The 14,888-nt window shown below is 42.4% G+C and carries 15 protein-coding genes and 2 pseudogenes; 13 read left to right on the forward strand and 4 right to left on the reverse strand.

The annotated features are described in order from the left end of the window. Positions 1–9: 9 nt before the first annotated feature. From KFO40_RS00890 to KFO40_RS00900, 3 genes are all read left to right on the forward strand, one after another. Positions 10–411 carry an acyl-CoA thioesterase gene (locus KFO40_RS00890; RefSeq protein ID WP_128859559.1) on the forward strand — a complete coding sequence of 134 codons (402 nt, stop codon included), beginning with the start codon at positions 10–12 and terminating at the stop codon, positions 409–411. Further along, complete coding sequence (gene dprA, locus KFO40_RS00895; protein ID WP_192923122.1) at positions 408–1,529, forward strand: DNA-processing protein DprA; 1,122 nt, start codon at positions 408–410, stop codon at positions 1,527–1,529. The genes KFO40_RS00890 and dprA overlap by 4 nt, the downstream gene beginning before the upstream one ends. A gap of 87 nt (positions 1,530–1,616) precedes the next feature. Next, positions 1,617–4,100, forward strand: coding sequence for a DEAD/DEAH box helicase (locus tag KFO40_RS00900; RefSeq protein ID WP_074704580.1), 2,484 nt, complete (start codon positions 1,617–1,619; stop codon positions 4,098–4,100). Positions 4,101–4,323: 223 nt separating this feature from the next. On the opposite strand, the pseudogene KFO40_RS00905 reads toward KFO40_RS00900, so the two are convergent. Next, positions 4,324–5,467 (reverse strand): annotated as a pseudogene (locus KFO40_RS00905) (AAA family ATPase). A gap of 145 nt (positions 5,468–5,612) precedes the next feature. Beyond that, on the reverse strand, positions 5,613–6,740 hold the full coding sequence (locus tag KFO40_RS00910) for an AAA family ATPase (protein WP_004317037.1): 1,128 nt from the start codon (positions 6,738–6,740) through the stop codon (positions 5,613–5,615). 307 nt (positions 6,741–7,047) lie between these two features. Here KFO40_RS00910 and KFO40_RS00915 point away from each other — a divergent pair, with 307 nt between their 5' ends. After that, a complete protein-coding gene (locus tag KFO40_RS00915) occupies positions 7,048–8,823 on the forward strand; it encodes an oxaloacetate decarboxylase (RefSeq protein ID WP_117809049.1) in 1,776 nt (591 codons plus the stop codon). Between the two features lie 169 nt (positions 8,824–8,992). Here KFO40_RS00915 and KFO40_RS00920 read toward each other — a convergent pair whose 3' ends face one another. Further along, positions 8,993–9,388, reverse strand: coding sequence for a helix-turn-helix domain-containing protein (locus KFO40_RS00920; RefSeq protein WP_004312261.1), 396 nt, complete (start codon positions 9,386–9,388; stop codon positions 8,993–8,995). Positions 9,389–9,735: 347 nt separating this feature from the next. On the opposite strand from KFO40_RS00920, the gene KFO40_RS00925 reads away from it, so the two are divergent. The 9 genes and pseudogenes from KFO40_RS00925 to KFO40_RS00965 all read left to right on the forward strand — a co-directional run bounded on the left by KFO40_RS00925 (position 9,736) and on the right by KFO40_RS00965 (position 14,016). Next, complete coding sequence (locus KFO40_RS00925; RefSeq protein WP_248005546.1) at positions 9,736–9,906, forward strand: hypothetical protein; 171 nt, start codon at positions 9,736–9,738, stop codon at positions 9,904–9,906. A 768-nt stretch (positions 9,907–10,674) separates the two neighbouring features. Next, complete coding sequence (locus KFO40_RS00930; protein ID WP_005861638.1) at positions 10,675–10,890, forward strand: hypothetical protein; 216 nt, start codon at positions 10,675–10,677, stop codon at positions 10,888–10,890. A gap of 11 nt (positions 10,891–10,901) precedes the next feature. After that, on the forward strand, positions 10,902–11,123 hold the full coding sequence (locus KFO40_RS00935) for a hypothetical protein (RefSeq protein ID WP_005796897.1): 222 nt from the start codon (positions 10,902–10,904) through the stop codon (positions 11,121–11,123). A gap of 13 nt (positions 11,124–11,136) precedes the next feature. Beyond that, complete coding sequence (locus KFO40_RS00940; RefSeq protein WP_005861640.1) at positions 11,137–11,553, forward strand: PcfK-like family protein; 417 nt, start codon at positions 11,137–11,139, stop codon at positions 11,551–11,553. Then, the gene (locus KFO40_RS00945; RefSeq protein WP_005861643.1) at positions 11,550–12,881 is read left to right on the forward strand and encodes a PcfJ domain-containing protein; all 1,332 of its coding nucleotides are present in this window, start codon (positions 11,550–11,552) and stop codon (positions 12,879–12,881) included. The genes KFO40_RS00940 and KFO40_RS00945 overlap by 4 nt, the downstream gene beginning before the upstream one ends. Positions 12,882–12,905: 24 nt before the next feature. Beyond that, positions 12,906–13,174 (forward strand): annotated as a pseudogene (locus KFO40_RS00950) (hypothetical protein). Between the two features lie 19 nt (positions 13,175–13,193). Beyond that, the gene (locus KFO40_RS00955; protein WP_005861651.1) at positions 13,194–13,424 is read left to right on the forward strand and encodes a DUF3873 domain-containing protein; all 231 of its coding nucleotides are present in this window, start codon (positions 13,194–13,196) and stop codon (positions 13,422–13,424) included. After that, positions 13,421–13,654, forward strand: coding sequence for a DUF6956 domain-containing protein (locus KFO40_RS00960; protein WP_005861653.1), 234 nt, complete (start codon positions 13,421–13,423; stop codon positions 13,652–13,654). Before KFO40_RS00955 ends, KFO40_RS00960 begins: the two co-directional genes overlap by 4 nt. Before the next feature lie 53 nt (positions 13,655–13,707). Next, entirely contained in the window at positions 13,708–14,016 is a 309-nt protein-coding gene (locus tag KFO40_RS00965) for a hypothetical protein (protein WP_005796903.1), read from the forward strand. Between the two features lie 128 nt (positions 14,017–14,144). On the opposite strand, the gene KFO40_RS00970 is transcribed toward KFO40_RS00965, so the two are convergent. Continuing rightward, positions 14,145–14,864 (reverse strand): hypothetical protein, encoded by a 720-nt coding sequence (locus KFO40_RS00970; RefSeq protein ID WP_008674611.1) that lies wholly within the window; start codon positions 14,862–14,864, stop codon positions 14,145–14,147. Positions 14,865–14,888: the final 24 nt, after the last annotated feature.

The raw sequence follows: 14,888 nt of genomic DNA on the forward strand, positions 1-14,888 counted from the left end.
TCAATTTAAATGAACTATATCTATGAATTGGAAATGAAGGTTCGCGATTACGAATGTGACCTTCAAGGTATTGTCAATAATGCCAATTATCAGCACTATCTGGAACATACCCGTCACGAGTTTCTGACTTCGGTGGGTATCAGTTTTGCTGCACTTCATGAGCAGGGAGTTGATCCGGTAGTGGCACGTATTAGTATGGCATTCAAGACTCCATTGAAAAGCGGAGATGAGTTTGTCTCGAAACTATATATGAAAAAGGAAGGTATCAAATATGTGTTTTATCAGGATATCTTCCGTAAGAATGATAATAAAGTAGTAGTGAAATCCACTGTTGAGACGGTATGTGTGGTAAACGGACGTTTAAGTGACAGCGAATTGTTCGATAATGTCTTTGCGCCTTACCTGAAATGAACAGCTCCGAAGAAGAACAAATTTATAGTATTGCTCTGACAATGGTGCCCGGTATCGGGCACATAGGAGCAAAACATTTGATAGATGGAATGGGTAATGCCGTTGATGTCTTCCGTTTGCGCAAAGAAATACCGGAACGTATTCCAGAAGTAAGTCAACGGGTGATAGAGGCATTGGATTGTCCACAAGCTGTGCTCCGCGCCGAACAAGAATATGAATTTATCCGGAAGAATCGGATCTCTTGTCTGTCTTTTCATGATGAGGCTTATCCTTCCCGTTTGCGGGAATGTGAAGATGCCCCTATTGTTCTTTTCTTTAAAGGAAATACCGATCTAAATTCCCTTCATATCCTGAATATGGTAGGAACCCGTAATGCTACTGATTATGGGACACAAATCTGCGCCTCTTTTCTGCGGGATCTGAAAGCACTTTGTCCTGAAGTGCTTGTAGTCAGCGGTCTTGCTTATGGAATCGATATTCATGCGCATCGTGAAGCTTTGGCCAATGAATTACCTACAGTAGGTGTTTTAGCTCATGGGCTGGATCGTATTTATCCTCATGTCCACCGGAAAACAGCTGTTGACATGCTTGAAAAAGGGGGATTACTGACCGAATTTCTGTCCGGCACCAATCCCGACCGGCATAACTTTGTCAGCCGTAACCGTATTGTCGCCGGTGTGTGTGATGCTACAATTGTCATTGAATCAGCAGAGAAAGGCGGTTCACTGATTACAGCCGAACTTGCCGAAGGTTATCATCGCGACTGTTTCGCTTTCCCCGGTCGCGTGAATGATGAATATTCAAAAGGATGCAACCTGTTAATCAGAGAAAACAGAGCTTCTTTGTTATTATCAGCCGAAGATTTTGTGAAGGCTATGGGCTGGGAGGTTAGTGCTCATTCGGCAAAAGTGGCAAATGTGCAGCGTAGTCTTTTTCTTGATTTGTCTGAAGAGGAGCAAAAGGTTATTGAAATTCTTGAGAAACGAGGCGATTTACAGATTAATACATTAGTAGTTGAAGCGGATATTCCCGTGCAGAAAATGAATACGATTCTTTTCGAGCTTGAAATGAAAGGTGTAGTTCGTGTGTTGGTAGGGGGAATGTACCAGTTATTATAGTAATTTCCTGATAATTTGTATACTTTATATTGTGGAGAAACAGAAACCTTTTCGTATTTTTGGCAAAATTTCGAAGGTACAATGAGCATGGCAAAAAAGACAAAAGCAGATAAAAAGACGAAAAGCACAGTGAATAAAGTTTCTTATCATTATCGACCGGACAATATGACTTTGCAAGACTGGCAGATTGCTTTGCGGAGGCAGGCGGCAATGAAAGAGAAGTTTGTAATATTTGAGAGAGACAAAAAAGAATATCCCGGTTATTATACGGTGATAAATCCTACATCCGGCAATGAATATAATGTGGTATATAGAGGACATCAGAGTCCTTGGAATTATTGTTCGTGTATGGATTTTAAGGCAAGCCAATTGGGTACTTGCAAACATTTGGAAGGAGTCAAACTATGGATTAGAGAGAAAAGACGTAAAGTTTGCCGTGTCACGCCACCGTATTCTTCCGTATACCTGTCTTATCAGGGAGAGCGTAAAGTTTGCTTGCGAATCGGTACGGACAATGAGGAGGAGTTCCGCAAACTGGCAAGTCCTTATTTTACTCCCGACGGAGTGATGCGCCCTGCCGCCATTGACTCGATAACTGAATTCTTGAGGGCTGCTACCCGCCTGAATAACACATTCCGTTGGTATCCCGACGCACTGGGATTTATACTTGAACAGCGTGATTTGCGGCGGCGGTCGCAATTGCTACCGGACTATGCTTCGGACACAGCATTGGACACATTGCTGAAAACAAAACTTTACCCTTATCAGAAAGAAGGAATCCGTTTTGCTTTTCGTGCCGGAAAATCTATCATCGCGGATGAAATGGGACTGGGCAAAACTATCCAGGCTATTGGAACGGCTGAACTGATGAGGAAGCATCAGTTTATATCTTCCGCTCTGATTATATGCCCTACATCATTGAAATATCAATGGAAAAAGGAAATAGAGCGTTTTACCGATGCCAAGGCTATTGTGGTAGAAGGAAATCACCTGACCAGGAAAGTGCTATATGGAGCGGAAGAATTTTATAAGATAGTGTCTTACAACAGTGTGTGCAATGATATTAAAATCTTGAAGTCTCTTCATACTGATTTCCTTATCATGGATGAAGTGCAGCGTCTGAAGAACTGGAATACTCAAATATCCAAAGCAGCCCGTCATATTGAGTCGGATTATTCGGTTATTTTATCCGGTACTCCATTGGAGAATAAGTTGGAGGAACTTTATTCCATCATGCAGTTTGTCGACCAGTTTTGTTTGGGACCTTATTATCAGTTTCTTGACCAGACTGTTGTCCGGTCGGATACGGGTAAGGTGGTTTCTTACAAGAATCTGAATGCCATTGGCGAGCAGATGAAGAACGTACTGATTCGCCGCCGGAAAAAAGATGTAGCTCTCCAGTTGCCCGGGCGGATGGATAAAGTTCTGTTTGTGCCGATGACTGAGCAACAGAGGAATATGCATGATGAATATCAGTCTATCGTGTCGCAACTAGTATTCAAATGGACGAAAACCCGTTTCCTGAGTGAGAAAGACCGGAAGCGGCTATTGTTGATGCTTAGCCAGATGCGTATGCTTTGCGACAGCACTTATATTCTTGACCAGAAAACCCGTTATGATACGAAGGTGGAGGAAACGCTGAATATTCTCAGGAATGTCTTTGAGAGTGGAGATGAGAAGGTGGTTATTTTCAGCCAATGGGAGAGGATGACTCGTCTGATAGCGAAAGAACTGGACGTTTTAGGTGTCCGGTATGAGTATCTTCATGGGGGGATTCCTTCCGAAGCCCGTAAAAATCTGACGGATAACTTTACCGAACTGCCGGAAAGCCGTGTCTTTCTGTCAACTGATGCCGGAAGTACAGGGCTGAATCTGCAAGTTGCGTCTATACTTATCAATCTCGATTTGCCTTGGAATCCGGCCGTTCTCGAACAGCGTATTGCCCGTATTTATCGTATCGGTCAGAAAAAGAATATCCAGGTTATCAATCTTGTTGCCAGCCAGACTATTGAAGAGAGGATGTTGTCTACCCTCAACTTCAAAACTTCTCTTTTTGAGGGTATCCTTGATAATGGTGAAGATACCATCTTCTTGGAAAACAGCAAGTTCGACAAGATGATGGATAGTCTCAAGGTGGTGGCCGAACCGTCTGAAGAAGTGGACGGAGCGCATAATCGTATGGCGGGCTGCAGTATTGATTTGAATGATAATGAAGAGAAAGTTGTGGGGGAAACGGCTGTTTTGCAAACGACGGACACGGATTCATTGGCATTGCTTGAGGAAGAAACACCTGAAGAAGGAGTAACAGAGGTGAGTACGGAAAAGAAGTCTTCTGTATCTGCGGCAGATAATAATCCGGAGCAATTGCTTCAGCAGGGATTTTCTTTCCTTAGCGGACTGGCACGTACGCTTAGTTCGCCGGAAGCTACTCAGAGATTGGTTGATTCTATTGTAGAGGAAGATAAGGAGACAGGCCGGACTAGTATTCGGATACCTGTATCTGATAAAGAGAGTGTAGCGGGGATTCTGAATTTGTTCGGGAAACTGTTGGCGGCAGGGAATAAGACATAAAAAAAGGAGCAACGCCTTGCTCCAACCTTTGTTAACCTTAAATCTAATACTATGAAAAAAATCACATGACAAATATAAGCCTTCTTCTTGCCCTTTCCAAATAATTTTGTTGTATTTGTTTCTCTTTTGAATTCTTTTACGGATTTTCACTGTTAACGGGCACAATATGCTTCCATTCCCAGTGATGTTCGAGATTCTGTATAGCTTTATTGCTGAGTTTGCTTTAAATTTCTTCACATACCGGCATATCCATTCCCTTATACACCACCACAATCTTATGAAGTTGTGTGGCATCGACCGCATTCTTCACCGTCTCGGTTTCTGCATAGCGGTTAGCTTGTGTAATCCCTTCCAGACGCAGTTCTTCCACACGGCTTTCGGGGTCTTTATATTTGGCGTATTTCAGTTCTACAATGTAGCTGTGCTTCATGCCAGAATAGATATCCAGTAGCGGACAGAGGAAAATATCGACATATCCTGCCTGTGTATCCTGTTCGGAAATGGGACGGTAGAAGCGGTTCTGTGCCGTCATGGCAAGCGTAAAGCCGTGGACAAAAAGTTCACCTTTCTGTTTGTCGCGTTGGGAAGTGTAACGTTTCAGGCAGTCGGCAATATAACCGAAATAGGCTTTCCAGTTAGCGTGGTAGGCAAGGGTGCTGGCAGTTCGTTCTTCTCGTAACCGCTGAAACTGAGATCGGCTTCGTCATAAGTACTCAGCAGATAGGTGTAGATTTGTTCGCGGACTACCTGATTGGGGATGGTAAGTTTAGTCTTTCCTTCATACATACCACTGATAGTAAGCATGCCGAAATAATAGAGCAGGCTCACAAAGTTGTCGGGGTTGGTGATCCCTGGGTGCTTTGCCTCGTTGAATATAATTCTTGACGAAGTAGAGCACCATATTTGAGTTGTGCATGGTGGTTTCGCCATAACATTCTTCCGTAAAGCAGTAGTTGTCATACCAGGGTTTTATTATTTCTATCAATTCGTCCACCGTATCTTGTGGCAGATAGTCGGCATATATTTTGCAGAAGTTCTCAAAGGTGGTGCCACAATGCGCATCCAGCCTCTTTCGGTAGTTGTGCAGTTCACCGACTATTCCGGAGAAGTTGAGATACAGCACCAAATACCTGTTCCGGTCAGGGGGTAGGGTGTTTTCCGATGTAAAGGTCGTCAAACAGGGCATCGAACTTATTCTTGGCAAGTATATCATAATAATGTTGCAACATATTTACTGTAAGACTTTTGCCGAAACGGCACGGGCGAATAAAGAAGAAAAACTTGTCTGCCTCTTCTATCATGGGGATAAACCGGATTTTGTCCACATAGTAACAGTCGTCGCGGCGGATTACTGCGAAGTTCATCATGCCGTATGGGATACGTTTTCTGCGCGGTATTATATATTCTTCCATAATTTAGTTAGTTTTGTCTTAAAAGTGTCTTTAGAGTAGTAGTGATGCACAGAGAATCGATTTATGATCGGCAATCTGTGCATCTTTTATTGTATATATGTCAGTAAAGCATTTCTTTTTTAAACCATACTCCAAATACTGGATCTGCAAGAACTATCTCTTTTCCATTTGTCTCTATGAGCTCCTTTTGTAGTAATGCATTTTTTAAGCGGACAATATTGGCCGATGTTCCTAAATTGTATTTTGAAATGACTTCTTTGCTGCTGAATTTAGTGTGTATTCCATCAACAATTGCTTTTAGAAAATTCATTTGATAGGCAGAAAGGTTTTCTGTTTCACTTTGGAATAGAATATTGTTTTGGTCGAGTAGGTCTTCCAATGCATAAGAAAGTTGTTCTGTGGTTGCCGTATTAATGGTACGTATCCAAAGTAGCCAGGAAAGTTGCTGTACATAAGACGAATGGTTGTCTACAAGGCGGCAGATTTCTTCTGCAAGTTCGGGAGAAATGTGTTTTCCTGTATTTTCAAATCGTTTGCATATATATTCAATCCAGTATTTTGTTTCTATTTTTGCGAGATAGATAGCATCTCCAAATTTATAGAATGGTAAATTCTTCTTTTCAAAGAGTTCGTTCATTAAATGCTTTTTACTTCCGAAAAGACAATATGAGACATGTTGTTGTAATTGCCATACGCTACGTAGCTTTTTCTGAAACGTTTTGGAATCTTCGAAATCCGAAATTTGTTGGAACTCATCAATGCAAATGACTATCTGTATTCCTTTCTCTATTGCAATTTTTTCGGGTAACTGTAAGATGTCATTCTCCGTATTATTTTGCATGTTGTACTCGAATGATATAGAGAAATCGTTCATCGGATCTGCTCCGATAGAGATTTTGGGATTGATGTGTGAGAGGAATTGTTTAGTATTCTCTATCCATTCCTCCCATTTGGAAGAAGTTTGTTTTAAGATAGAAGTGGCAAAGAGACGATAAAACTCATTTTCGGTGCGACAGGAAAAAATGTCTATGTAGACCACTTTTCTCTTGCTATCTTGTGATAGCTGGGCTACTTTCTTAACTAGTGATGTTTTTCCCCATCTTCTAGGAGAAATAAGCACTGTATTTACACCATGTGCAAAGTTTAGGAGTAAACGTTGAGTCTCTTTTTCGCGATCTGTAAAGTTATCTCCGGAAGTGGCTACACCAAAAACAAACGGCTTTTCCATAACTATTCTTTATTATTCTTATTGGGCAAATATAGTGATTCTTTGAAATACTAACAAGTTTGTTACTAACAATGTTGTTACTAACAGACTTGTTAGTATTCTTAAAAGAATAAATGCGAACATAAAACAATTTGATTTGTTATTTATAGTAAATGGATCTATTTAGAGGTGGCCTTCTTTCATTATGATATTAAACATCTCTTTATATCTATTTTTTAAGGTGATTGTTTGACTATATGTCAGTTTAAACCTTTATATTTGTATATGTGAAGTTAACCGAAGAAAAAATCACTTATTATTGGCTATGATGAAAAAGGAAATTAAATTCAGTCTTGTTTATCGGGACATGTGGCAATCTTCCGGTAAATATCAACCTCGGGTTGATCAGCTTGTTCGTATCGCTCCTTTGATTATTGAGATGGGCTGTTTTGCCAGAGTTGAAACGAATGGCGGTGCTTTTGAGCAAGTGAATCTGTTGTACGGCGAAAATCCTAATAAGGCTGTCCGTGCTTTTACCGCACCTTTTAAAGAAGCGGGTATTCAAACGCATATGCTCGATCGCGGATTGAATGCGTTGCGCATGTATCCGGTTCCGGCAGATGTGCGTAAATTGATGTATAAAGTCAAGCATGCGCAAGGAGTGGACATCACACGCATTTTCTGTGGACTGAACGAAACAAGAAATATCATTCCTTCTATTAAATATGCTTTGGAAGCAGGTATGATTCCGCAGGCAACTCTTTGTATCACCTATTCTCCCGTACACACTGTTGAGTATTATGCCCGAATTGCCGATCAACTGATTGAGGCCGGTGCACCTGAAATATGCTTGAAGGATATGGCGGGTATCGGTCGTCCGGGTATGTTAGGAGAATTGGTCAGGACTATCAAGGAGAAACATCCGGATATATTGATTCAATATCATGGTCATAGCGGACCGGGATTGTCTATGGCTTCTATTCTTGAAGTTTGTGAGAATGGTGCGGATATCATTGATGTGGCTATGGAACCGATGTCCTGGGGCAAAGTGCATCCGGACGTAATCTCTGTGCAGGCTATGTTGAAAGATTTAGGCTTCCAGGTTCCCGACATAAATATGAAAGCATATATGAAAGCTCGTGCCATGACGCAAGAATTCATTGATGATTTTCTGGGTTATTTTATGGATCCTACCAATAAATACATGTCTTCACTTCTACTGAAGTGTGGTTTACCGGGTGGTATGATGGGTTCCATGATGGCAGACTTGAAAGGAGTGCATTCCGGTATCAATATGATATTAAGGAGTAAGAATGAGCCGGAACTTAGTCTGGATGATCTGCTTGTGATGCTTTTTGATGAAGTGGAATATGTATGGCCTAAGCTGGGGTATCCTCCTTTGGTGACTCCTTTCAGCCAGTATGTGAAGAATGTTGCATTAATGAATCTTATGCAGCAGGTAAAAGGGGAAGATCGCTGGACAATGATAGATAACCACACTTGGGATATGATTCTGGGTAAAAGTGGACGTCTTCCGGGTAAGCTCGCTCCAGAGATTATAGAGTTGGCGGAATCTAAAGGATATGAATTTGTCGATACCGACCCGCAGTTGAATTATCCGGATGCTTTGGATGAATATCGAAAGGAAATGGATGAAAATGGCTGGGAATATGGAGAGGATGACGAGGAACTTTTCGAACTGGCCATGCACGATCGCCAGTATCGTGATTATAAGTCCGGGGTTGCCAAAAAGCGTTTTGAGGAAGAGTTACAACATGCTAAAGATGCAGCAATGGCAAAGAACGGATATTCGGAAGAGGAAATTAAGAAATTGAAACGTGCCAAAGCAGACCCGGTCATTGCTCCTGATAACGGGCAGGTACTTTGGGAAGTTTCCGTAGAGGGACCATCCATTGCTCCATTCATCGGACGTAAATATCAGCATGATGAAGTCTTTTGTTATCTTTCTACCCCATGGGGAGAATATGAAAAGATTCTGACCGGATTTACCGGACGTGTGGTGGAAATATGTGCGCAACAAGGTACCAATGTACGTAAAGGAGATGTAATCGGTTATATTCTACGGAGTGATATCTTTGCGTAAGCCTTTTTATAAGAGTTAGGGGTATAAGCTACACCTAATAAAGAATTTTAGTAGGGTGTCTTAAAAGTGTTTTTAAAATAGTAGTGATGCACAGAAAATCGATAACTAATCGGTGATCTGTGCATTCTCATTATTGTTACCTTAATGTAATAATTCTATGAGTATGTTACTATACCAGTACTTTATTCTCTAAAAGTTCTATGCGTTTGCACAATATCTCGATAAACCGGCTGTTTGCCTTGATTAGTTCACGGAGATCCTCTGCAGCTTCGATGCGGACAGTGCTACAATCTTTCGCGACTCCGATATTTGTCCCGATTGTACCTGTGTTATTGACATACACATTTCCATCTATTTTATTAAATAGCTCCAATGCAGACATATTTAGCACTTCTGCTATTTTGTTCAGCCTTGTTAATGTGAGGTCGGTTTCACCATACTCAATCTTACAATAGGCACTTGTTGACAGGTTCAACTTTTCTCCCATTTGTTCTTGAGTAAGATTCTTTTCCATACGAAGCATTTGCAGCCGATGTCCTACTATCTTTTTTAAATCCGTTTCCATGTATATTGTTGTTGGGAAGCAATTTTTATTCGACAAATGTAACAATTTTAGCGGATATAACAAATGCTATTTTATACTTATTCAAAGGAACTGAAGAAAATACAATGATGGAAAGATTTTGAATGAGAGAAAAATACTTCATATTATCGTACATACTGCAATATTCCTTTTATATTTTCCTTTCTCGTTGATATTTGGATAATACTATGCGTTTAATGGATAGTTGTAGTAAATATTGTGTATACAATTGATCTTGATGTGTGCTTAACTTTGCAACCGGAGAAACACGCAGTGACTCTTAACACTTAAAAAACAAACATTTCATTAATAATAAAAGAAAAACAAACATGAAGAAGATTTTACTATTGTTCTCAATCTGCTTAATTTCGATGTTAGGTTATGCACAAACTAATGAAGATGGAAAAGAAAGCGTTTACATTGATTATTTTTCCCGTCCTGGCAGTATAAACAACATTTTAGCAGAAGCTTTGCGTAATGAAGTTACGAAAAGAGTGTAATTTATTGGAAATGAGCGTAGGCTAATTACTCTTGATAGTAATAGGTTACGATTTAGTTAGTTATCTACTGCATTATCCTTCTGCGCGTTGCGTAACCTTCAAAGAACTCTTCGTATGCAAAAGTAGCTATTTAATCCGAGATTTTGATATAAACTCCCGGATTTTTTTATCCCCTCATTCATAAGATTTTTCCGTAAAAGCGGTTTTGTCCGTCGGAACACCATTGCCCAAAACGGGTTTGAGCAAACGTGTGCCGACTACCGCATAGCCGGAGAAAAAGGCACAGCCTCACGCCTAAACGATGTTTAGACTGATGATGCTGTGCCTCTTTCTTTTTGCGCCTATGCCAAGAGGTGCTTTTACGGGGTTTCAGACGGTTTCCTCTTTTTACGGATTTTCCCCTGAAGTTTTTTCTACCCAATCTGCCTCTGTTTTCGTTTACCTCCATTTTGCGCCTTTCAGTGAGCCGCATCAGTCAGTCATTTTCGTTCTGGGCGCAAAGGTAATTCCGGGATAGGACGGGAAAGCAAGGTCAAGCCTCCTGTTTTCGGTAAAAATCTCCAGCCCTGCGGGTAGTATTTTGACCGGAAAACCTTGCATTCCCTAATCCCTACCTTTTCAAGCACCCGAAACGAAAACGACCGATGCGACAGAAAGACGCATAAAAAAAATGTCGGATAAACGAGAGGCAGATAAGATAGTTTGAAACTCAACTCCCTCAGCTCTTGAATCCGCATAAAAAACAAAAAAATCAAAAACAGCGAAGATATGACAGCAACGGCAAATTTCAGACAAGTGGCGCAATACATCGGGTTGGCGATATGCGGCTTGATGATGCGCACCGCCTTCGGGGTGTTCGGCATCCTTTGGGGCATCATCAGAGAGATTGTAAACGGAGTGTTCCGAGTGGCGATAGGTGTAATCGTGGCTATCCTTTCCACCATTGCCTACTTCGGCTTCATCCTTTGGTTATTAACCCTTTAACCCTTACCGACATGGCAAAGAGAAACAGCAAGACGGTAGCGCAGCAGTGCAGATATTACGAGGTGGACAACATCTTCGTGTATATGGTGGAAACGTACATCAACGGCAATTTTAGCACTTTCCGAAGATTGTACCACGAACTGAACAAGGACGCACGGAGGGACTTCATGGACTTCCTTCTTAGCGAGGTAGAGCCGACCTATTGGAGAGAGATACTTAAACAGACAATCTAAAAACGACAGCGATATGAAAGGAACAGACCATTTCAAAAGAACGATACAAATGTATCTGGAACAGCGGGCTGAGGAAGATACGCTCTTTGCGAAGAAGTACCGCAACCCTGCCAAAAACATAGACGAGTGCGTGACCCACATTCTGAACTATGTGCAGAAAAGCGGTTGCAGCGGCTTCACGGACGGAGAGATATTTGGGCAAGCCATCCACTACTATGAGGAAAACGAGATAGAGGTGGGCAAACCTATGGCGTGCCAAGTGGTGGTGAACCATGTTGTGGAACTCACAGAAGAGGAAAAGGCGGAGGCACGTCAGAATGCAGTCCGCAGATACCAAGAGGAGGAACTCCGCAAGTTGCAGAACCGCAACAGACCGTCAGCGAGAAAAGAAAACCACCCCCAACCCTCATTATTTGATTTAGGCTTATGAAACCGAAGACCAAGATACAGAAAGAGGTGGCAAGACTTTCAGCCAACCTCCGCCCCATATCAACGACACAAATTGAATGGGCATACCGCCACTGCGTTGAACATATCGGCTACCGCACCAAGAAAGGGAACATTACCTGCTCCGACTGCGGTCACGAGTGGCACAGCGACAGCGCACTGTGCGACACCCTTGAAGGCTGCACCTGCCCCCAATGCCATGCCAAACTCAAAGTGCAGGACACACGCAAACGTATCTACAAGGAAACGCAGTATTTCAGCGTGATAACCACCTGCAAAGGCTATCAGGTAATCCGTGTGATGCAGGTCAGATGCGAGAGCAGGAAAGGCGAGCCGATGCACTTCTACTGCCACGAGGTTGTGCAGCGTTGGATTTCACCCGACGGTAAGGTTACAGACATGGCGTTGCTCCGTGGCTTCACATTCTATTACTGCGATGTATGGGCATTGTGCAGCGCGATGGAGATAAGACCGCACAACAGCCTATACGATGATGTTGTGGCAAGAAGCTGTGCATATCCCAAGATGAGGGTATTACCCCAACTCAGACGCAATGGCTTCAAGGGCGATTTCCACGGCATTTCCCCCGTGCGTCTTTTCAAAGCCTTGCTTTCAGACCCAAGAATTGAAACCCTTATGAAAGGCGGTGAGATTGAGGTTATGAAACACTTTCTTTTCAATGCCCGTACTGCCGATGAATGCTGGACATCATATCTGATTGCCAAGCGTCACAAGTATCGGATAGACAACTTCTCCATGTGGTGCGACTATCTGCGTATGCTCAACAAACTCGGTCAAGACCTCCGCAACCCGAAGAACATCTGCCCCGAAGATTTCATGGCGGCACACGACAACGCAACCCGAAAGATTGAAACCATACACGAGAAGGAACGAGCCGAGCAACGCCGCCGCTGGGAGATTGAAAGGCGTGAGCGTGAGCAACAGCGGCAACTGCAAAGGGAAAAAGATGCGGAAGATTTCATCGCCAACAAATCCAAATTCTTCGGATTGGTAATCACGGACGAGGAAATAATCATCAAGGTGCTTGAAAGCATAGACGAGTATTACAGCGAGGGCAAGGCACAGAACATCTGCGTGTTCGGCAGTGAATACTACAAGAAAGCCGACACCCTCATACTCTCGGCAAGGATTGGCGGTGAGATAATTGAAACCGTAGAGGTGGATTTGCGGACACTCAAGGTGGTGCAGTGCCACGGCAAGTACAACCAAGACACCGAATACCACGAACGTATCATAGACATTGTGAACAAGAACGCCAACCTTATCCGTGAGCGGATGAAAGTGGCATAGCATAAACCCTAAAACAACATTGATATGGAAGTAAGAATTGAAAGTATGATTTGTGTGTGGGATGATGCAATCCCCACGATGTTCATTGAATTTGTAAACCTCCTCACTCTCACAACGAGTGAGGAGGGATTGAGAAAAAGTGTGAAGGAGTTTGCCGAGAAGCACGAACTTGACAAGTTTTTCCTTTACGGCTTCGGCTCACATGTAGCTAACACCATTTCTACCTGCATCAACGCTACACGAGCAACCCCGAAATGGTGATGAAGAACAGAGTTCTGTCAGTACATTTTTAATCATATAAAAAGCAACATTATGGCAACACGAATGACCATCAACGGAGTAAGCACCTGTACGGAAGCAGGTACGGAGAAATATGAGCGTTTCCAATCGGGTATCGGCAGACGCAGGCGGACACTTGTGCAGTACGACTACCGCCATACGGACGGAGAACTGTTCGCTTGTGTCAAACCCACATTGGACGAGTGCCGAACCGCAAGGAACAAGTGGCTGAACGCAAAGCAGGGAAAGGAGGGCAACCGATGAACACGACCTATCAAACGCTGATAGTCAAATTCAGCGAACCTATCACGACATTGGACGGTATCTTTGACGATGCCCAAGCGTGGGGAACGGACACCCTCAAAGGGTGGATAGATGATTACGAAAGCACACGTTTCACCGCCACCGACAGCCATACGGCAGTCATCACGAGCGAGTATAATATGGAGTGGCTGCAACGGCAGACACCCATTGCCGAGATGCGAGAATTTTGAACGAGTTGGCGGTGTCCGCACCGCCAACACTTAAAACCCTAAAAACAACGGATATGATAGCCAAGACGATATTACAGCAGATAGGCGGAAGAAGATTTACCGCCATGACGGGCAGCCGTGATTTCATCGACATGGGCAACGGCTTACGGATGAGCCTTACACGGAACAAGACAAGTGCCAACCGCCTTGACATCATCTATGATGCGGGGGCAGACCTCTACAATATGCGGTTCTACCGCAGGACATTCAGCAAAAAGACTTTCGAGTGCAAGGAAAAGGACATTGCCGTACACGAGGGCATCTATTTTGATATGCTGGAAGAAATGTTCACGATGGTGACGGGACTTTACACACGCTTTTGAGTGGCGGCGGCGAGAGCCGCCCTACTTTCTTTCGGTGAGCATGATGGCGGACAAAGAAAGTAGCAAAGAAACCTCTGTCCAATCTGCGATGCCATTCACAAAAAAACAAGTTTTAATCTATGATAATATTATTTTTTTGTTAGTAAATTCCAAGGAGTTTCAGATATTAGTTTTTTCACCATATCTTCACCTATTTCTTGTGAAATAGTAGCACCTGATACAGCAAAATCATCTAATAAATTATCAACTCCTAATTTATCTACCGAGATACCTTTCCATTCCCTTACAAATTCTTCACTCCAATCTTCTTCAATATCGCCAGTATAATAGTTTACATACGGTGTAAACTTCATATCAAACTTTACGACCAAATGGTTTAACGAGTTTATATCGGGAGCAATAACAATAATCTCTCCTTGAGGAAAATTAGAAAAATTAAATGTTTTTCCTTTGATTCTCCACTCTCGTAGATATTCAAAATCATAAGAGTCCACATTTAATATATCAGTTCTCCACTTTAAGTGTTCTGGTATATCTTCATTACCATCCGTATAAATAACATTTCTTGCCCCAAAATCACGAACTAATATATCTCTTGAAAATCCTAATCCCCATGGTAAATACATAGGTTGTCCGGTGCTTTTGGTTTTTACTTCAAAGAAACGTTTAATCGCTGTTATGGGAGATGCCGAAAAACAAATATATCCCTTATCGCTAATCAATTGTTTTTCCTCTAAAATCTTTTGTAACGTATCACAAGGAGAATGGTCACGTCCATTTATGAAATGAAACAGATATGGACTTTGGTCCAATCTTGCTCGCTTAAATTTATCATTAATTATTGCCATATAGTTATAAACGTCCTAATTTTT

Source organism: Bacteroides sp. 1001302B_160321_D4 (assembly GCF_015667765.1).
Lineage (GTDB): Bacteria > Bacteroidota > Bacteroidia > Bacteroidales > Bacteroidaceae > Bacteroides > Bacteroides xylanisolvens.